This window comes from Pseudomonas sp. GW821-FHT07B01, assembly GCF_059419065.1.
Map to the genome: position 1 here is coordinate 55,328 of NZ_JBWKRA010000026.1, position 20,970 is coordinate 76,297.

Genomic DNA, 20,970 nt, shown 5'->3' on the forward strand with positions numbered 1-20,970 from the left:
ATGCTTTCCAACCCGAATATCGACCTGGTGTCGCGCTTTCTTCGCTTGCCTCTGGAGCAGCGCCAGCAGTTTTACCAGCGCCTGCAAAGCCGGGGCATGAGTTTCGCTCAACTGCCGATTGCTCCGACCCGCCACGACAGCGACACACCGACGTTGTCTTACGCCCAGGAACGCCAGTGGTTCCTCTGGCAACTGGACAAGGACAGCACCGCCTACCACATCCCTGGCGCCCTGCGTTTGCACGGGCACTTGGACCTGGCAGCGTTACAACGCAGTTTCGACAGCCTGCTGGCCCGGCATGAAAGCTTGCGCACGCAATTGGTCGATGACGGTCAACGCCTGTGGCAGGCAGTGATGCCGCAGGCGCGGGTGCAGATCCAGCAGGCGCATGTCGACCAAGCGCAGTTGATGGCGCGGGTGGAAGAGGAGGTGGCGCGGCCGTTCGATTTGCACCAGGCGCCGTTGTTGCGTGTGACGCTGTTGCAACTGGCCGAGGATGAGCATGTGCTGGTGATGGTGCAGCACCACATCGTCTCCGATGGCTGGTCGATGCAGGTGATGGTGGAGGAACTGGTGCAGCTCTACGCCGCCCATAGCCAGGGCCATGACCTGCAACTCCCGGAACTGCCGATCCAGTACGCCGACTACGCGCTGTGGCAACGCGGCTGGATGGAAGCCGGGGAACAGGCGCGCCAACTCGCGTATTGGCAGGCCCTGCTGGGCGGCGAGCAACCGGTGCTGGAATTGCCGCTTGACCGCCCGCGCCCGGCGCAGCAAAGCCATCGCGGTGCAAGCCTGCAGGTGCATCTGCAACCGACGCTGGTGGCGGGGCTCAAGCGCCTGGCGCAGCAAGAGGGCGTGACCGCGTTCATGCTACTGCTGGCGTCGTTCCAAGCCCTTTTGTATCGCTACAGCGGGCAGTCGGATATCCGCATTGGCGTGCCGAACGCCAACCGTAACCGCGTCGAAACCGAGCGGCTGATCGGCTTCTTCGTCAACACCCAGGTACTCAAGGCTGACCTTGACGGGCAGATGAGCTTTGCCGAGCTGCTGCAACAAACCAAACGCCGCGCCCTGGAGGCCCAGGCCCATCAGGACCTGCCGTTCGAACAACTGGTGGTGGCGTTGCAGCCCGAGCGCAGCTTGAGCCACAACCCATTGTTCCAGGTGATGTTCAACCACCAGACCGATGCCCAAGGCGGCCGCGAAGGCCAGCAGTTACCGGGCCTGCGTGTGGTGGAACTGGACTGGGACAGCCAGACCACCCATTTTGACCTGAGCCTGGACACCCATGAATCCGCCGACGGGCTTTGGGCCGCGCTGACCTACGCCACCGACCTGTTCGATGCCGCCACCATCGAGCGCTTGGCGCAACATTGGCAGCACCTGCTGCAGGCGGTGGTGAGTGCACCCCGCAGCCGCCTCTGTGAACTGCCAATAGTGGGTGCCGCTGAGCAACACAGGATGCTCCAGGACTGGAACACTCCGGCCGGTGTCACCCCCTTTGAGGCTGTACACCGGCTGTTTGAAGCCCAGGCTGATCAGCAGCCGGAACGTCAAGCCCTGGCCCTGGATGATCAGACCCTCAGCTATGGGGAACTGAACCGTCAGGCCAACCGCCTGGCGCATTACCTGCTGGCTCAGGGCGTCGGCCCCCAAGGGCTGGTGGGGATCGCCGTGGAGCGCTCCTTTGCCATGGTGGTCAGCTTGCTCGCGGTGCTCAAGACAGGAGCGGCCTATGTGCCGCTGGACCCTGAGTACCCCCGCGAACGCCTGGCGCATATGCTTGAGGACAGTGGTGTGGGCCTGGTGTTGACTCAATCGCACCTGCATGGGCGCCTGCCGTTGCCGGCCCAGGTGCTGGCGGTGGACATCGACCGGGTCCAGGCGCAGTTGGCGTTGCGTGCCGACGATAATTTGCCGGTTGATGTCGAGCCCCAGAGCCTGGCGTATGTGATCTATACCTCCGGCTCCACAGGCAAGCCCAAGGGGGTTGCCATCAGCCATGCAGCACTGAGTGAGTTCGCTGGCATCGCGGCGGATTACTCGCAGCTGGTTGCCCAGGACCGAGTGTTGCAGTTTGCCACCTTGAACTTCGACGGTTTCGTCGAGCAGCTGTACCCGGCGCTGACCCTTGGTGCCACCGTGGTACTGCGTGGCCCGCAGTTGTGGGACGGTGCCGAGCTGTACCGGCAGATCATCACCCAGGGCGTTACCCTGGCCGACTTGCCCACGGCCTACTGGAAGCTGTTCCTGCAAGATTGCCTGGCAGCAGGCCCAAGGACCTATGGTGCCTTGCGCCAGATCCATATCGGCGGCGAAGCCATGCCGTTGGACGGCCCGCTGTTGTGGCAGCGCGCCGGGCTCGGCCATGTGCGCTTGCTCAATACCTACGGGCCTACCGAGGCCACCGTGGTTTCCAGCGTGCTGGACTGCACTGACCCGAGCGCCGTCAGCGCCGGCGGTGCCAGCCCCATTGGCCGGGCGCTACCAGGGCGTGGCCTGTATGTGCTGGACCGTGATCTGAACCTGCTACCGCTGGGCGCCGTGGGTGAACTCTATATCGCCAGCGCCAATGGCTTGGCCCGTGCGTATTTGCAGCGGCCAGGCCTGACCGCCGAGCGCTTTGTCGCTGACCCGTTCAGCCCATCCGGCGAGCGCCTGTACCGCACCGGCGACCTGGCGCGCTATCGCGCCGATGGTGTGGTGGAATATGTCGGGCGGGTCGATCACCAGGTCAAGGTCCGTGGTTTTCGCATAGAACTGGGTGAGATCGAAACTGTGCTGCTGGCCCAGGACAGCGTGCGTGAAGCGCTGTTGCTGGCTGCCGACAACCAACTGCTGGCCTATCTGGTACCTGCGCAGACGCTGTCTGAAACCGAGCGCGCCGAGGTGGGCGAACAGCTGATGGCCACCTTGCGCGACCACCTGCCGGACTACATGGTGCCGGCGCACCTGATCTTCCTCGACCGCATGCCGCTCAACCCCAACGGCAAGCTGGATCGCCAGGCCCTGCCCAAGCCAGATGCCAGCGTGGAACAACAGGATTGGCGGGTGCCGGTCACCCCGTTGCAACAACAGGTGGCGGCGATCTGGGCGGCTATTCTGGGGGTCGAACGGGTGGGCTTGAACCAGCACTTCTTCGAACTGGGCGGGCATTCCTTGTTGGCGATGCAGGTGGTGTCACACATCCGCCAGACCCTGAGCCTGGAAGTGCCGCTCAAAGCCGTGTTCGAACACCCGCGGCTGGAGGCGTTTGTCGCGGCCATGCAAGCCCAGGAGAGCCCATCGCCAACGGCGCCGGCCCTGCTGCCGGCGGGGCGCGTGCAGCCGTTACCGCTGTCTTACGCCCAGGAGCGACAATGGTTTCTCTGGCAACTGGAACCCCACAGCGCGGCGTATCACATTCCCAGCGCGCTGCGCCTGAAAGGGCAATTGGACCTGGCTGCGTTGCAACGCAGTTTCGATAGCTTGCTGGCGCGTCATGAAAGCCTGCGCACCCATATCCGCCAGGATCACGACGGCGCGGTGCAAGTGATTGAGCCGCCAATGTCCTTGCCGATCACCCAGGCTGATGTCGATGACGCCCAGCTCAAAGCCAGGGTGAAAGCGCTGATCGCCCAGCCGTTCGACCTGCAACAAGGCCCGTTGCTGCGTGTCACGCTGTTGCGCTTGGCCGCCGACGAGCATGTGTTGGTGTTGGTGCAACATCACATCGTCTCCGATGGTTGGTCGATGCAGTTGGTGGTCGAGGAACTGGTGCAGTTGTATGCCGGTTACAGCCAGGGCCAGGACGTGCAGTTGCCGGCGCTGCCGATCCAGTATGCCGATTATGCCGTATGGCAGCGCAGTTGGATGGACGCCGGTGAAAAGCAACGTCAACTGGCCTACTGGCGTGAACTGTTGGGCGGTGAGCAGAGCGTGCTGGAGTTGCCGTTCGATCATCAGCGCCCGGCTGTGCAGAGCCACCGCGGCGCGCGCCTGGCGTTCGAGCTGGCGCCCGAACTCACTCAGGGGCTCAAGGCTTTGGCCCAACAGCAGGGCGTGACCCTGTTCATGTTGCTGCTGGCATCGTTCCAGACTTTGTTGCACCGCTACAGCGGCCAGGAAGAAATACGTGTCGGCGTGCCGATTGCCAACCGCAATCGCAGCGAGACCGAGCGCTTGATTGGTTTCTTCGTCAACACCCAGGTGCTCAAGGCCGATGTGCATGGGCAGATGAGTGTCGAGCAGTTGCTGCAGCACGTTCGGCAACGCGCCCTGCAAGCCCAGGCCCATCAGGATTTACCGTTCGAACAACTGGTCGAAGCCCTGCAACCTGAGCGTAGCCTGAGCCACAACCCGCTGTTCCAGGTCATGTTCAATCATCAGACTGACGTCGGCCAGGCTCAGGTTCAGCACCAATTGCCAGGGCTGCGGGTAGAAGGCCTGGACTGGGACAGCAAGACCGCACATTTCGACCTGGACCTGGATATTCAGGAGTCCACCGAAGGTATATGGGCCACCTTGGGTTATGCCCAGGACCTGTTCGAAGCCAGCACCGTGCAACGCATGGCGCGTCACTGGCAGAACCTGCTGCAAGGTATGGTCGCCAACCCACGACAGCAGCTCAGCCAGTTAAGCCTGCTGGACGCGACCGAACAACAACAGATCCTGCAACTGTGGAACCGCACGGAGTCTGGCTTTTCGGCCGAGCGCCTGGTGCACGAATTGGTCGGCGATCGCGCCCGCGAAACCCCGGACGCGGTGGCGGTGAAATTCGACGCGCAAACCCTGACTTACGGCGAACTGGATCGCCAGGCCAACCGCCTGGCCCATGCCTTGATCGCCCGTGGCGTCGGCCCGGAAGTGCGGGTGGCCATCGCCATGCCGCGCAGTGCCGAGATCATGGTGGCGTTCCTGGCGGTTATGAAAGCCGGCGGTGTGTATGTGCCGCTGGATATCGAATACCCACGTGATCGCCTGCTGTACATGATGCAAGACAGCCGCTCGAAATTGCTGTTGACCCATTCGGCCGTGCAACACCGGTTGCCGATCCCGGACGGCCTCGACGCCTTGGCGGTGGATCAGGTGCAAGCCTGGTCGGATTACAGCGATACGGCCCCGACTGTGGCGCTGGACGGCGACAACCTCGCCTACGTGATCTACACCTCCGGTTCCACCGGTTTGCCCAAGGGCGTGGCGGTGTCACACGGCCCGCTGGTGGCGCATATCATCGCCACTGGCGAGCGCTATGAAACCTCCCCGGCCGATTGCGAACTGCACTTCATGTCCTTCGCCTTCGACGGCTCCCACGAAGGCTGGATGCACCCGCTGATCAACGGCGCCAGCGTGTTGATCCGTGACGACAGCCTGTGGCTGCCGGAATACACCTACGAGCAGATGCATCGCCATAACGTGACCATGGCGGTGTTCCCACCGGTGTACCTGCAACAGTTGGCCGAACATGCCGAGCGCGACGGCAACCCGCCGGCGGTGCGGGTGTACTGCTTTGGCGGTGATGCGGTGGCCCAGGCCAGCTATGACCTGGCGTGGCGCGCGCTGAAACCCAAGTACCTGTTCAACGGCTATGGCCCGACGGAAACCGTGGTCACACCGCTGTTGTGGAAGGCACGCAAGGGCGACCTATGTGGCGCCGTCTACGCGCCCATCGGCACTTTGTTGGGTAACCGCAGTGGCTACGTGTTGGATGCGCAACTGAACCTGCAACCCATCGGCGTAGCCGGCGAGTTGTACCTGGGCGGCGAGGGCGTGGCCCGGGGTTATCTGGAGCGTCCGGCGTTAACCGCCGAACGCTTCGTGCCGGACCCGTTCGGCAAGCCCGGCAGTCGCGTATATCGCAGCGGCGACCTGACCCGCGGGCGTCCGGATGGCGTGGTGGATTACTTGGGGCGTGTGGACCATCAGGTGAAGATTCGCGGTTTCCGTATCGAACTGGGGGAAATCGAAGCGCGCTTGCGTGAGCAAGCCAGTGTCGGTGAAACCGTGGTGGTGGCCCAGGAGGGGCCGACCGGCAAACAACTGGTGGCCTATGTCGTACCACTGGACCCGACGCTCCTGGGTGATGCTGTCGCTCAATCAAACGGTCGCGAAACCTTGCGGCGCGCCTTGAAAACCCGCTTGCCGGACTACATGGTGCCGACGCATTTGATGTTCCTTGAGCGTATGCCGCTGACCCCCAACGGCAAGCTCGACCGCAAGGGCTTGCCGCTGCCGGATGTGAGTCAGATGCAGCAGGTGTATGTGGCACCTCAGAGCGAGTTGGAGCAGAAGATCGCCGCGATCTGGTCCGATGTGCTACGTCTGCCGCAGGTGGGCTTGCATGATAATTTCTTCGAACTGGGCGGCGATTCGATCATTTCGATTCAACTGGTCAGCCGCGCTCGCCAGGCCGGTGTGCGTTTCACGCCCAAAGAGTTGTTCCAGCATCAGACTGTGCAGAGCCTGGCGACGGTCGCGAGGGAAGGCGACGGTGTAGTGCAGATGGATCAGGCGCCGCTGACTGGCGATTTGCTGTTGTTGCCGGTGCAACACAGTTTTTTTGCCGATGAGATTCCCCAGCGTCATCACTGGAACCAATCTGCGGTGCTGCAACCGCACCAGCCGTTGCAGGTACCGCTGTTGTTGGCCGCACTGCAGGCGTTGATCGTGCATCACGATGCCTTGCGCAGCACCTTTGTCGAGGGCGCACAGGGCTGGAGCGCGGCCTACCGTGGTCCGGATCAGCACCAGGCTGAACAGGTGCTATGGCAAACCACATTGAACAGCGTCGAAGAACTTGAGGCCTTGGGCGAAGAGGCCCAGCGCAGTCTCGACTTAGGCGCAGGCCCGTTATTGCGTGCGGTGTTGGCGCAGTTGGCCGATGGTTCACAGCGCTTGTTGCTGGTGATCCATCACTTGGTGGTGGACGGTGTGTCGTGGCGCATCCTGCTTGAAGACTTGCAAAGCACGTATCAACAACTGGCCCAAGGCGCCCCTGTGACACTGCCAGCCAAGACCAGCGCCACCCGCGCCTGGGCTGCTCGCCTGCAGACCTACGCCCACAGCCCGGCGTTACAACACGAGCTGGCTTGGTGGCAGACGCAATTGCAGGGCAGTCCGGTCGGTTTGCCGGGCGCCGATCCACAGGCGAGCCTGAGCAACCAACTGGCCCTGAGTGTGAGCACACACCTGGATGCCACCTATACTCGGCGCTTGCTGCACGACGCGCCGAGTGCCTATCGCACCCAGATCAATGACCTGCTGTTGACTGCCCTGGCGCGAGTTATTACGCGCTGGAGCGGCGAGGCTTCGACGTTGATCCGGCTTGAAGGTCATGGCCGCGAAGATCTGTTCGATGACATCGACCTGACTCGCACTGTCGGTTGGTTCACCAGCCTTTACCCTGTGCAACTGGCACCGGCCGATTCCCTGGCTGCTTCCCTCAAGCGCATCAAGGAGCAGCTGCGAGCCGTGCCCGACAAGGGCCTGGGGTTCGGTGCCCTGCGTTACCTGGGTAATGCCGCAACGCAACAGGCGTTGGCGGCCTTGCCGCAGCCGCGTATCACCTTCAACTATCTGGGGCAGTTCGATGCCAGCTTCGACAGCGGCGAACAGCCAGGACTGTTCACGCCGACCGCTGATGCCAGTGGTGCCGAGCAAAGCCCGCAGGCACCTTTGGGCAACTGGCTGGAAATCAATGGTCAGATCTATGGTGGCGAGCTGAAGTTGAACTGGAGTTTCAGCCAGGCGATGTTCGGTGAAGCAACCGTCAAGTGCTTGGCCGACGACTATGCCTTGGAGCTCAAGGCTCTGATTGATCATTGTTGTGAGTCGGCGCATCAGGGCGTGACGCCGTCGGACTTCCCGTTGGCGCGGTTGTCCCAGGACCAGTTGGATGGCTTGGCACTGAACGTGGTGGAGGTCGAAGACCTGTACCCATTGTCACCCATGCAGCAAGGCATGCTGTTCCAATCGCTGTACGGCGAAGGTTCGGGTGACTACATCAACCAGATGCGCATTGATGTGCAGGGCCTGGATGTGGCGCGCTTCCACCAGGCCTGGCAGGTGGCGGTGCAACGCCACGAGATCCTGCGTAGCGGTTTTGTCTGGCAGGCGGAGCTTGAACAGCCTTTGCAGGTGGTCTACAAGCAGGTGCGCCTGCCGTTCATGGCGTTGGATTGGCAGACCCGTAAGGACTGCAACCAGGCCCTGGATGAGCTGGCCGAGTCGGCACGCACCCAGGGTTTTGTCCTGGAGCAGGCACCGCTGTTGAGCTTGACGCTAGTACGCACGGGGGCGACGAGCTACCACCTGATCTACACCAATCACCATATTTTGATGGATGGCTGGAGTGGTTCGCAGCTGTTCGGCGAGGTGTTGCAACAGTATGCCGGTGAGCCGCTGCCAGCGCCGACCGGGCGGTACCGCGACTACATCGCCTGGTTGCAGGCACAGGACAAAGCCGTCAGCCAGGCGTTCTGGCAGGCGCAACTGGTCAACTTGCAGGCGCCCACGCGCCTGGCCGGTGCCGTAGAGGCTGAGGTGGATGCGGCCAAGGCGGTCAATGGCGAGCATCGCTTGAGCCTGGATGCTGCGCAAACCGAACACCTCAAAGCCTTCGCCCAACGTTACAAGGTGACCCTCAATACTCTGGTGCAAGGCGCCTGGTTGTTGCTGTTGCATCACCACACCGGGCAAGCCACCGTAGCATTCGGCGCCACGGTAGCAGGGCGTCCGGCGGAACTGCGTGGCATTGAACAGCAGGTCGGCTTGTTCATTAACACGCTGCCGGTGGTGGCGACGCCGGATGCGCAAATGTTGGTCAGCCATTGGCTGGAGCAACTCCAGCAACAGAACGTTGGCTTGCGTGAGCATGAACACACGCCGCTGTTCGAGATCCAGCGTTGGGCCGGGCTGGGTGGAGAAGCGCTGTTCGACAGTATCCTGGTGTTCGAGAACTACCCGGTGTCCGAGGCGCTGGAGCAGGGCGCACCGTCGGGGCTGCGTTTTGGCGCAGTGCACAGCCTGGAACAGACCCACTATCCATTGACCGTGTTGTTGGCTATAGGCCAGACACTGGGCTTGGAGTTCAATTACTCCCGCCAGGCTTTCAGCGGCGCGCATATCCAGCGTTTGGCCGAGCACTTCCAGCAGTTGCTGCTGGCCATGGCCAGCGACGGCAGTCAGCGCCTTGGCGCGTTGCCCTCAGTGGCGCAGGCCGAGCGTCAGTGGGTATTGCATGATTGGAACGCCACTGCGGTGGATTACCCGCTGGATCAAGCGGTCCACACGCTGATCGAGGCTCAGGTGCTGCGTACACCGGATGCACCTGCCTTGATTTTCGCGGGGCAAGCCTTGAGTTACAGCGCGTTGAACGCCCGGGCCAATCGCCTGGCACATCGCTTGATGGCGGCCGGGGTTGGCCCGGATGTGCTGGTGGGGCTGGCGGCAGAGCGCTCGGTGGAGATGGTGGTTGGCCTGTTGGCGGTGCTCAAGGCCGGTGGCGCTTATGTGCCGCTGGACCCCGAGTATCCTCGTGATCGCCTGGCGTACATGCTGCAGGACAGTGGTGTGCAACTGCTGTTGACCCAGGCTCATCTACTGGCGCAACTGCCGGTTCCTGCCGGTGTGCAAACCCTGGTGCTGGAACATGGCGATACCTGGCTGGAAACCTTCAGCAGCCACAACCCGAATATCCCGGTGCACAGCGAAAACCTTGCCTATGTGATCTACACCTCCGGCTCCACCGGTCAGCCCAAGGGCGCTGGCAACCGCCATATCGCGCTGACCAACCGCCTGTGCTGGATGCAACAGGCATATGGGCTCACGCCGCACGACAGCGTGTTGCAGAAAACTCCGTTCAGCTTTGACGTGTCGGTGTGGGAGTTTTTCTGGCCGCTGATGACCGGCGCGCGTCTGGTAGTGGCGGCACCGGGCGATCATCGTGATCCAGCCAGGCTGGTACGGCTGATCAACGAGCAACAGGTCACCACCTTGCATTTCGTGCCTTCCATGTTGCAAGCGTTCTTGCAAGACGCGGCGGTTACTTCATGCCAGAGCCTGCAACACATCGTTTGCAGTGGGGAGGCGTTGCCTGCGGATGCCCAGCAACAGGTGTTCGTCAAATTGCCCCACGCCGGCTTGTACAACCTGTACGGCCCTACCGAAGCCGCTATCGACGTAACCCATTGGACCTGTGTCGAGGAAGGTCGCGACGCCGTGCCCATTGGCCGACCCATTGCCAACCTGGGCTGCTACGTGCTGGACGACAACCTGGAACCTGCGCCAGTGGGTGTGCTGGGCGAACTGTATTTGAGCGGTATTGGCTTGGCGCGGGGTTATCACCGCCGTGCGGCGCTTACCGCCGAGCGGTTTGTGACCGACCCGTTCGGCAGCGGCACACGTCTGTATCGCACCGGTGACCTGGCGCGTTATCGCGATGATGGCGTGATTGAATATGCCGGGCGCATCGATCACCAGGTCAAACTGCGCGGCCTGCGCATAGAGTTGGGCGAAATCGAAGCGCGCCTGCTGGAGTTCGACAATGTCCGCGAAGCCGCGGTGCTGGCGGTGGACGGTACCCACCTGGTGGGTTACCTGGTGCTGCAACAGCCCCTTGAAGAGTGGAAGGCAGGGGTGGTTGCACACCTCGCCGAGCAGTTGCCCGACTACATGGTCCCGGCGCAGTGGGTGCTGCTGGCGCAGATGCCGTTGAGCCCGAACGGCAAGCTGGACCGTAAGGCGTTGCCCAAGCCAGAGGCTCACGGTGCCGCGCAATACCAGGCGCCCGTGAGCGAGATGGAGCAGCAAATCGCAGCGGTCTGGAGCGAGGTGCTGGAGGTGGAGCGCGTAGGGCTCAACGACAACTTCTTCGAGCTCGGTGGCCATTCATTGCGAGTGCTGATGCTCAAGGAGCGAATTCGCAAGGTCAGCGGCGTGAACCTGTCTGTCAGCCAACTGATGCTTAACCCTACTGTGGCGGGACAGGTCAAATGCCTGCAGGGCAATAGCCGGTCTTCGTTGATCGTCAAGCTCAACCAGCAGACGCAAGGCACGCCGTTGTTCCTGTTCCACCCAAGCTTCGGCTCGGTGCATTGCTACACCGCGATTGCCCTGGCCTTGCGCGAGCAGCGCCCGGTGTTCGGGGTCATGTGTCGTGCCTTGGCCGAAGAGGGCGCCACGGTGCCGCAATGGCAGGTAATGGTCGAGGACTACACCGCGCAATTGTTGGTGGCCCAACCCCAAGGCGCGTTCCGCGTGGGTGGCTGGTCATTGGGCGGCAACCTGGCGATGGAGGTCGCCTACGGCCTGGAGCAAGCCGGCCGAGAAGTGGAGTTTGTCGGCTGGATCGACGCTGCGCCGCCGCAATGGGTTACACCCTATTGGGACGCAGCGGTGGTCGAGGACGCTCGCGAGATCTCAGCCAATGAGCGCCGCGCAGCGTTGCTGGGGGTTATGTTTCCTGAGTTCGCCGAGTCCATCCAACACGCCTGGCAGCAATGCCAACGGGATAGCGAGGATGAAGCGGGACAATGGCAGGAATTTGTGAACTGGGCTGAACAGTCTTTGGGCGAAGCCTTCACGGTGATCAAGGATGAATTACTGCGTGGCAATGAGGCGCAGATTTCCTGGGACGTTGACCGGGCACTCAGTGAGCGTTTGCTGCAAGCTGACTTCAAGCCGATCAAGGCACCCGTCACTTGTTGGTGGGCGTCCATGAGCCGGGCAGGGCGCTTCAAGGACCTGATCGAGCAGCAAATGGCAACGGTGATCAGCCAAGGGCGCATCGAGCGCTCAGTGATGATCGAGACCGATCATGACGGCATTATCGACAGCGCGGTGTTTATCAGCAGTTTGGTAGAGGCGTTGAGGTAAGCCGCCGCTCAACCACAAAAACCCGGATCCAGTGTCCGGGTTTTTTTATGCTCCAATCCCTCTTCGCCAGTATCTCTGCACGCGCAAAAAAAAAAGCCCGGTGAGCATGGGGTGCTCACCGGGCGTTTGATCGATTGACGCGTGGAGTCAGAAGTCCCAGCGCGTGCTGACCATCACATTACGTGGCTCACCGTAGGCGGCCGAGTTATAGAAGCCCACGTTGGTGTAGTAAGACTTGTCGAAGATGTTGTTGAAGTTGACGGTAGCCGACAGGTTCTTGGTGACCTGGTAGCGGGTCATCAAGTCCACCAGCCAGTAGGACTCCTGGGTGATGTCCTGGTTTTTCTCAAGTGGCCCGTTCCAGATCTCGTTCCAACCTTTGGTCTGCCAGCGTACACCGCCACCGATGGTGAACTTGTCCAGGTCGCCCTTGAGTTTGTAGGTGGTGTTCAGGTTGACCTGATGCTCGGGTTCGAAGGTGGAGAGTTTCTTGTCGTCTTCGTCTCGTACGATCTTGTGGGTGTAGCCACCTTGAAGTTGCCAGCCTGGGCTCAACTCACCGGAAATTTCCGCTTCGTAGCCTTTGGTGACGGCCTTGGAGCTCTTGAACGCCCAGTTGTTCGGGGCAGGTGTCTGGTTGTTGTAGGCGTCATCCGAGATGGGGCGGTTAGTCTCATGCACTTCGAAGTAAGCGATGCTGGTGTTGAGGCGGCCATCGAAAAACTCGCCCTTCAGGCCCAACTCGTAGTTCTGCCCTTCGTCTGGCTCCAGCAGCTTCTCGTTACGGTCCTTATAGGTGCTTTCCTGCGGTTGGAAAATATCGGTGTAGCTGGCGTATACCGAGAAGTTGTCGTTGAGGTCGTAGATGACACCGGCGTAAGGAATGAACCGCCCGGTTTCCTTGTAGGAAGGGTTGTTGCCAGTCACGTGATAGTTGGCCACGCGCCCACCCAGGATCACGTTCAGGTCGTCAATCACGTTGAAACGGGCGGTCAGGTAATACCCGGTTTGACGGATAGTGTCGTCGATGTGCTGTTGGGCAGGGCCGTAAATAGGCTTGGCGATATGGCCGTTCCAGTTATAGAAATCGACCTTGTTACCGCCAGGCCATTCCGGCGACCAGTACCCCTTGCCTTGCCAGCGTGAGGTGCCGATCGAGCCGCCCACCACCAGTTCATGCTCGCGGTCAAACAGGCTGAAAGGGCCGGTGGCGTAGAGGTCGGCCGAGGTGCTCTTGGTCTCGCCGGTGTATTTCTGCCCGTTGATCTCAGCGGTGCCATCGGCTGCCGGCTGGACGAATTGGATCGAACCCAGGTCGGCGTGGTAGCCGTTGATCTTGTGGTCGAGCTGGAGTTTGGTCACCCAGCCGTCGCCCAGGTCATGCTCGAGCATGGCAAAGGCGGTACGCGTGTTTTGCTCCCACGAACTCCAGGTGGTGCCGTTGTTGTAGGAGCGCGGCATTTTGTTGATGCTGCCGTTGGAGTTGACCAGCGGGAAGGAGCCGGACCAACTGGAACCCTGCGGAATGTTGTCCTGGTAATCGAAGCCCACCGTCAGCATGGTATCGGGAGACAGGTCGAACTCGGTGATGCCGTAGTAGGTTTCGGTCTTGCGCGAGTAGTGGTCCATAAAGGACTTCTTGTCCTGATACGCAGCGACCGCACGGCCACGGATATTGCCGCTGTCGGTCAAGGGGCCACTGACATCCACTTCGCTGCGGTAGTTGTCCCAGGAACCCGCCCCCAATTGCACATGGCCCTTGAATTCCGCGGTTGGCTTCTTGCGGATCAAGTTGATGGTCGCACCCAGGGAACCGGCACCGTTGAGCAGGCCGGTAGCGCCCTTGAGGACTTCAACACGGTCGTAGATCGCCATGTCGCTCAGGGTGTTGCCCGCCGAATAGCCGACGTTACGCACAGTCGATGGAATACCGTCGTACTGGAAACTATTGACCGAAAAACCACGGGAATAGTAGTTGGTGCGGTCGGAGTCGTAGGCGGAAACGGTGATGCCCGGCGTATGGCGCATCACGTCATCCATGTTGTTGAGGCCAAAATCCTCGATGTGCTGGCGAGTCACCACGGTGATCGACTGGGGAGTTTGCCGTGGGGTCAACGTCAAACGTGTAGCCGTGGCAATCGTGCCAGGCGTGTAGGAACCAGAACCTTCGGTGACGTTGCCCAAGTAGTTGGCGGTCACTTGCGTCGGGCTCAGCTCCAGCCCGCCACCGCTACCAGCAGCAGTGACAGTCAAGGTGTTGCCATTGAGGTTATAGGTGGTCTGGCTACCGGCCAGCAATGCATTGATGGCCTGCTGCGGCTGCATCTTGCCCTTGACGGCGGGGCTGTTCTTGCCCTGCACATCGCCCGGGCTGTAGAGCACCTGCACATTGGTCTGGCGGCCAAATTCCTGCAGTGCGCTCCCCAGCGACTGCGCAGGAATATTCAACTCGATCTCCTGGGCCTGCACATAGCCTGCAATCGGCATCGACACAGCCAACGCCAAGGCACTGGGCAAGAGGTTGATGTTCAGGGCCCGGCGCATAGATAGCGCTTTGCTCAGGGGGCTGAGACCGAGTCGTGCTGGCATGGATGCTTTCTCTTCTATGTTTTAAGTGGGCAATTCTAAGTGTTTATTGAGGTTAGTTCTCATTACCACTAGTGAGACGTTCCTACTTCGCAAAACCGGAAAAAATTATTCCGGTACTTCATGCAGGCTCCATCTCATGCACCACCTGACCGGCGCGCAGGCGCACCAGATGATCGGCGATGTCGAAATAACGATCATCGTGGCTGATCACGATGATGGTCTTGCCCAGGCGTTTGAGGTCCGGCAGCAGCTCGGTGTAGAAGATGCGGCGGAAGGCCGGGTCCTGGTCGGCGGCCCACTCGTCGAACACCAGTACCGGGCGCTCTTCCAGCCAGGCATTGACCAGGGCCAGGCGCTTGCGTTGGCCGGTGGACAGGTCAGTGGTGCTGAACACGCCGTCCTTGACGCTGACCTTGTGCGCGATTTCCAGGCGCTCAAGGTATTTGGTGGCGCTGTCCAGGGACTGGGTGGCGCTGCCTTGTACCAGGTCATCGAACAAGTAATAGTCAGAAAACACCGTGGTGAACAACTGGCGATAATCGTCGCGCTCTGGGTCGGTCACCGCTGTACCGTTGAGCAGGATCTCACCCGCCTGAGGTGGATACAGGCCCAGCAGCAGCTTGATCAGGGTGGTCTTGCCGCTACCATTCTCGCCCACGACAAACACGATATCGCCTTGCTTGATGCTCAGGTTGATCGGCCCCAGGTGGAACGGTTGGCTGCCTTCAACCGCTGGCGGGCTGTAGCTGACGCTGCGCAGTTCAAGGCTGTTGACCACAGGCTTCGGCGCTTCACTGTCGTCCATCAACAAGTGGGGCTCGGGCGAAGAAAAACGTTCCGACAGTTCGCTGATGCGCCCGAAGGCAATCTTCGCCTTGCCAACCACGGGCAAGTAACCCAGCAGGTGCTCCAACGGGCCTTTCATATACAGCAGTACCAGCACGAAGCCGGTAATCACCGTGGGGTCGGGGTTGGGGTTGTAGGCCTGCATCGCCAGGGCCAGGCCGATGACCACGAAGAACAGCATCGAGCCAAAGGTCTTGGCCAGGATATAGATGTTGACTGAACGCACCTGGATATCGCTGATGCGGTCTGCGGTTTCCTGGATGCGGTGGGTGTTCATGCGAAACCGCCGCGGACGGTGCATGCGCAGTTCCTTGGCTCCCGAAGCAATCGCATTGTAGTAACGCTGCAATTCATCTTCGTGGCTGCGGGCCAGATCGAAGCCCTGGATGCCTTTGCCGCCCGCGATGAATTGCACGGCGCTGCCGATGATGATTGCGACCACCATCATCAGGAACATCGGCACGGACAGGTAAGCCAGGTAACCCAGGCATCCCAGGGTAACGGTGGCGGCGATGGCCAGGGGCGTGAAGGCAAAGGAAAAGTCGCTGATGGTGTCCACGTCGTGGGTCAGCACCGGGATCAGGCGGTGCGAGCGATATTGCTCGATCTGCCCGATGGGCGCTGACAGCACCTTTTCACCCAGGTCCTTGCGCAGGGCGGCAATGATCCGTTGCCCGACGTAGTTGGTGCCGATGTCGGAAATGATCGAGCTGACCAGCGCCACCACGCACAACGCGGCGAAGGTCAACACCACACCCTGAGTCATCCCCCCCGCCGAATGCAGGGCATTGTTAATCGTCGCCAACAGCAAGGTAATGGCCAGGCCGCCCGCCATGCCAAGGGCGACGGACACCGTCACGATGGTGCGAAAGGGCCTGAGCAATGCGAGCAAACCTTTGAAGGCGCCGCGCTTGGGGTCGGTCATAAATACTTCCCGGAAAGTGAAAAAGAGGGGGCTGGGCACACAGACCCTTACCCATGACAAACGAAGCTGTGGCGTGACTATTTAGCGCGGCGTGCCGGGCGGTGGCAGTGGGCGATAAATTGCCCGGGGCCTGGTTCGTTCTTGTTCTGTAGGCGCACGTGTATCAATGCCGTGCGTGGCCCTTTGAGCGAGAGCGAAACACATGACGAAAAAGAACCTGGTGTATGTCTGGTCCCTGAGAAATGCCGCCGCCGACAAGGCGGGGCAACCGGTGGCCTATAAAGACCACGAGCGCTATATGAAATCGGTGCTGGAGTTTCTGGTGGGCTCGCTCAACGACACGTCGCTGGGCGAGGCTTACAACCTCGTAGGCGTGGTGTATGACGACGATGAGCACAACCCGCGGGACCAGCAGTTGGTGGCGGACTACGGCTTCGCCTACCAGCCGGGTCGCCAGTGGCTGTACCCGGCGGACTTGCGTGTGCAGGGCACGTTGGTCAACGACCTGCTGCTCAGCGTGCCGTCGACCTATCGTCGCCTGCCACGGGGCAGCGCCGAACATGTCGCCGGCAAGCAGGATTTCGAGCGTCGGCTGCATGACACCCTGGTGGAGTTGAAGGCTGATATCGTGGTGCTGGATGGTTTGCTGGTGATCCTCGACGAACTGGTGCGCCCGGGTGCGCCGTTTGCGCGGCGCATCATGAACATTCATCCGGGCATCACTCGCATCGAATCGCCTTACGAACGCCGTGGGGCGTACGCCACCTGGAATGCGCTGTACGGCGCACGTGGGCAGGCGATTACCGACTGGGCAACCAAAGCGACTCAGGCGTGCGAGCCGTTGTATTGGACCGGTGCGTCATTCCATTACGTGGATAACGGCATCGACTCGGGAGAGGTGTTCCACGACGTGCTCAAGACCGAGATTTCGCCGGAGGACACCATCCTTGAGTTGCGCTGGAACAACTTCAACAACAGCCTGTTCCCGGCGCTGCATGAAGGCTTGGAGCTGTTGGCCAGACAAGGCTGAACAGGCGGGCGCGAACCCCTGTAGGAGCGAGCTTGCTCGCGAAAAACGTCAACGATTACGCGTGCTTCCTGAATAAACGCGGCGTTTATGAGTTTTTCGCGAGCAAGAACTAGGCGTCCCCCTCGCTCCTACAAGGTATTAGAGTTCGCGCACGACCCGAAACCCAATCCAATCCCCGCGCGTCTGCGGATAGATGTTGTTGCGATTGCCCGAGCGTGAAAACACCGGCGCCTCGCCCCAGTCATTGCCGCGAATCTGGTAGGCCTCGCAGTTGGGTTCCACCCAGGCACTGCCATCAGTTGGCGCGCCGACGTAGTTCGGATGCTCGCAATCAGCCACCCGCTCATACACATTGCCGTGCATGTCATACATGCCAAAGGCATTCGGTGGGTAGCTGCCCACGGGCGACGAATAGCTGTAGCCGTCCGCCGGGCCGTAGGTGTTGGCGTGCTGGGCGATGCTGTAGCCCTTGCCTTCGTCGAACGGGAAGGGGAACGGGCCGGTGGTGCCGGCGCGGGCGGCGTATTCGCGTTGGGCTTCGCTGACCATCTGGTACGTGTGCCCGGTCTTCTTGGACAGCCAGCTCACGTACTGCTTGATGTCGTCCATGTCCATGCACACCGCCGGCTGCCGTGGCCCCTGGGGGTAGCGCGGTTTGCTGGCGATGCATTCGCGGCCGGGGCGGTCGTCGCCATTGGCGATCTTGACCCCGGTCTGGCGCACGTAGCTGTCCCATTCGCCGGCGGTGACATGGAAGCGGCTCATGGCGAACGGCTTGGCGAAGGTCACCTCGTGCATCGGGCCTTCGTCAGGCTCGCGGCCCACTTCGTCGTCCGGCGTACCCATGGTGAAGGTGCCGGCGGGCAGCACCACCATTTCCGGGCAGTCCTTGCAGTCTTTGAAGACCTTGCCCGGTTGTGGGGCGGCGGCCTGGGCCAGGCCGGGCAGCAGGGCGCCGCACAGGGCGGTGAGTGCCAATGCGGTGAGCGGTTTGAGTCGGGATGGCATCATGGAGGCGTCTCGTTCAAAGGGAAAAGGGGTCATAACCGCTGGCTCAGCAGGGTCATGAAGCGCTGGATCTCATCGGAGTTGTTAAGCAGGCCCGGCGAGGTGCGAATCACCGGGCCAACGTCACGGTCCACCGCGTCCACCACCACGCGGTTTTTCATCAGGTAGGCCGCAACGGCATCGCTGTCCCGGTTCTTGACCCGAAAGAAGGTGAATCCGGCTGACAGCTCGGGGCTGCGCGGTGTCACCAGTTCGATCTGCGGGTGGGCCAGCAGTTGGTCCTTGAGTTCGGTGTTGAGGGCATGGATACGCGCCTGCACCGGCGCCTTGCCCAGTTGCAGGTGCAACTTGAAGGCTTCGTCGGCGGCCCAGCGATGTTCGAAGGCGTGGTAGCCGCCGGGCGTCATGGTCGTGGCGAAGTTTTTGTCTTCGGAGAAGGTCGGAATCATCGGTGTGACGTATTTGTTTTCGGTCTCGCGGGCGCACACCAGGCCGGTGCCCCGCGGGCCGAACATCCACTTGTGGGTGCCAGCGATGAAGAAGTCGCAGTGCATAGCGGGGAAGTCGAGGTCTTCCACGCCGAAGCCGTGCACACCATCGACGATATAGAGCAGGCGGTCCGGCTCGTCGCGGTTGCGGTTGTGTTCGTCCACCAGCTTGCCGATCTCACCGATGGGCAGTTTTACGCCGCTGCCGGATTGCACCCAGGTCATGCCCAGTACACGGGTGTTGGGGCGAATGTTGCGCTGGATATTGCCCAGCACTTCATCGGCCGAGACCTGATTGGGGTTTTTGAACAGGCGTATCTTGCGAACCTGGGTGTGCTCCTTGCGTACCCGGAAGTCCAGGCTGAACTCGGTGGCGTAATGCTCATGCACCGTGGTGAGGATTTCCTGGTCGGCGCGCACCTTGATCCCGCCATAGATCATCGCCAGCCCTTCGGACGTGCTGCCGGTGAGGGCGATCTGCGCTGGCGTGGCGTTCAGGTAGCGGCCTGCCCACTCGCGTACCTGGCCCTCACGCTTCCAGGTTTCCTGCAGGTCCCAGTCCATGGCCAGGCCAGGGTTACGGTCGATCTGTTGGCGGTAGCGTTCTATGGCCTCGCGCACGGGCCTGGGGTGCGAGGCCACCAGGAAGTTGGAAAAATGCAGGTAATTGGGGTCTTGGTTGAACAGTTGCTTCAATCCCGTCCATGGGTCGTTCGTAACGGCGGCTACTGCCTGAGGCAGCAACGCGGTGCCCAGCGGCAGGCTCGCGGCAAAGACGCCGGCCTGCTTGAGAAATGTACGGCGGTCGGTCATGGACTTACTTCGTGGTGGTTAGCGATTGGCCAATGGCTTGGCGGCTTTTTGTACCTGGTCCCACACCCGCAGGAAGTTGCCTCCCCACAGCTTGGCGATATCGGCTTCGGAGTAGCCGCGCTGGATCAGTTCGGCAGTGACGTTGCGCACCTCGCCGACGTTCTCCCAGCCCTGGAGGCCGCCGCCGTCGTTGAAGTCCGAGGCGATGCCGACATGATCGATGCCGATCTTGCGCACGGTGTAGTCGATGGCGTCGCCCAGGTCCTTGAGGGTGGCCTTGGGTTCTTCCTCGAGAATGCCGTACAGCGCGCTGGCATATTGGCCGAAGCGTTGCTCGGGCCAGGCGGCAATGATTGCATCGCCGGGCATCAGGGCCATGGCCAGGTTGGGCAGTGGCGGCAGGTCGAAGCGTGCGCGCAGAGCGTTGAGCTTGTCCTGAGTCGGCTGGCTCAAAGGGCGCAGGTAAGCGGGGAAGCCGACCACCTGCACCACGCCGCCGCTGTTCTTGATCAGTTGCAGTTCCTTGTCGCTGAGGTTGCGCGGGATATCCACTGACGCCCGAGGCGCCGAATGGGACGCCACCATCGGCGTGCGGCTCAACTGCGCGACCTGCTCCAGGGCCTTGGTCGACATCTGCGACACATCGATGATCACGCCCAGGTCATTGAGACGATGCACCGCCTGCTGGCCGATCGGCGACAGGCCTTCAAGGGCGTCGGGGGAGTCATTGAAAAACGGCAGCGGGCGCGACGAGTCGGACCAGGCGTTATTGCCGATGTAGCTGAACCCGAACATGCGCATGCCGCGTGCGGCCCACAGATCCAGCTGGTTCAGGTCGTTGCCCAGGGGGTAGGCGTTGAGCATGCTGATAAAAATCGCGAACTTGCCTTCACCGTGCAGGCGGCGCATATCGGCCGGGGTGTAGGCAATGCCCACCTGGTTGGGAAAGTCACGCACCATGCCGGAGATGATCTTGTAGCGCACCTCCTGCTCATGGCGAGCCTCTTCGACAAAACCGTCGGTGGGCTTGTGCGGGGCGTTGGCGCCGTTCCAGATTTCCGGCCAGCCGAAGATCGTCAGCGCGGCGCCCGACAATCGACCGCGGGCGGCCTTGGCCAGGTCGAACTGGCCGCTGCCATCCTTGTCGGCCTCGTTGCCCGCCGTGCCGAAATCCAGGGGCAGGGTGATGTGGCTGTCAAATGACAACAGGCGGTCCTGCATCTCATTGGCCTGCTTGATCACCTCCAGCGGGTAGCCGGCGTTGCCCTTGAACCACTGATCCCAGACCAGCAAGCCAGCCCCCGCGCCGATAGCCAGGGCCAGCGGCAGGCCGATATACAGCGCCTTTTTCGAACGTGATTTTGTCATTGCCATCTCAGTCAGTTGAGGCCTTTGCTATCAGGGAAGGACGAGCG

7 protein-coding genes are annotated in these 20,970 nt (G+C 61.4%); 2 read left to right on the forward strand and 5 right to left on the reverse strand.

What is annotated here, in order from left to right:
• Positions 1–11,856 carry an amino acid adenylation domain-containing protein gene (locus AC07S6_RS23165; RefSeq protein ID WP_495113146.1) on the forward strand — a complete coding sequence of 3,952 codons (11,856 nt, stop codon included), beginning with the start codon at positions 1–3 and terminating at the stop codon, positions 11,854–11,856.
• A gap of 147 nt (positions 11,857–12,003) precedes the next feature.
• Here AC07S6_RS23165 and AC07S6_RS23170 read toward each other — a convergent pair whose 3' ends face one another.
• Positions 12,004–14,445, reverse strand: coding sequence for a TonB-dependent siderophore receptor (locus AC07S6_RS23170; RefSeq protein WP_495113147.1), 2,442 nt, complete (start codon positions 14,443–14,445; stop codon positions 12,004–12,006).
• A 118-nt stretch (positions 14,446–14,563) separates the two neighbouring features.
• Positions 14,564–16,216, reverse strand: coding sequence for a cyclic peptide export ABC transporter (locus AC07S6_RS23175; protein ID WP_197882118.1), 1,653 nt, complete (start codon positions 16,214–16,216; stop codon positions 14,564–14,566).
• 202 nt (positions 16,217–16,418) lie between these two features.
• On the opposite strand from AC07S6_RS23175, the gene AC07S6_RS23180 reads away from it, so the two are divergent.
• Positions 16,419–17,246, forward strand: coding sequence for a N(5)-hydroxyornithine transformylase PvdF (locus AC07S6_RS23180; protein ID WP_490615577.1), 828 nt, complete (start codon positions 16,419–16,421; stop codon positions 17,244–17,246).
• Positions 17,247–17,384: 138 nt separating this feature from the next.
• Here AC07S6_RS23180 and pvdO read toward each other — a convergent pair whose 3' ends face one another.
• The 3 genes from pvdO to pvdM are packed head-to-tail and all read right to left on the reverse strand — an operon-like array spanning position 17,385 to position 20,923.
• Positions 17,385–18,257, reverse strand: coding sequence for a dihydropyoverdine dehydrogenase (gene pvdO / locus AC07S6_RS23185; protein ID WP_034127738.1), 873 nt, complete (start codon positions 18,255–18,257; stop codon positions 17,385–17,387).
• Positions 18,258–18,286: 29 nt separating this feature from the next.
• Positions 18,287–19,555, reverse strand: coding sequence for a pyoverdine-tailoring periplasmic protein PvdN (gene pvdN / locus AC07S6_RS23190; RefSeq protein WP_197882121.1), 1,269 nt, complete (start codon positions 19,553–19,555; stop codon positions 18,287–18,289).
• A gap of 18 nt (positions 19,556–19,573) precedes the next feature.
• Positions 19,574–20,923, reverse strand: coding sequence for a pyoverdine-tailoring dipeptidase-like protein PvdM (gene pvdM / locus AC07S6_RS23195; RefSeq protein ID WP_495113148.1), 1,350 nt, complete (start codon positions 20,921–20,923; stop codon positions 19,574–19,576).
• Between the last annotated feature and the right edge of the window lie 47 nt (positions 20,924–20,970).

Bases quoted from the DNA above. Each gene is read 5' to 3' on its own strand.
- pvdO (WP_034127738.1), bottom strand. From the start codon at position 18,257: ATGATGCCATCCCGACTCAAACCGCTCACCGCATTGGCACTCACCGCC.
- pvdM (WP_495113148.1), bottom strand. From the start codon at position 20,923: ATGACAAAATCACGTTCGAAAAAGGCGCTGTATATCGGCCTGCCGCTG.
- AC07S6_RS23180 (WP_490615577.1), top strand. From the start codon at position 16,419: ATGACGAAAAAGAACCTGGTGTATGTCTGGTCCCTGAGAAATGCCGCC.
- pvdN (WP_197882121.1), bottom strand. From the start codon at position 19,555: ATGACCGACCGCCGTACATTTCTCAAGCAGGCCGGCGTCTTTGCCGCG.
- AC07S6_RS23175 (WP_197882118.1), bottom strand. From the start codon at position 16,216: ATGACCGACCCCAAGCGCGGCGCCTTCAAAGGTTTGCTCGCATTGCTC.
- AC07S6_RS23165 (WP_495113146.1), top strand. From the start codon at position 1: ATGCTTTCCAACCCGAATATCGACCTGGTGTCGCGCTTTCTTCGCTTG.
- AC07S6_RS23170 (WP_495113147.1), bottom strand. From the start codon at position 14,445: ATGCCAGCACGACTCGGTCTCAGCCCCCTGAGCAAAGCGCTATCTATG.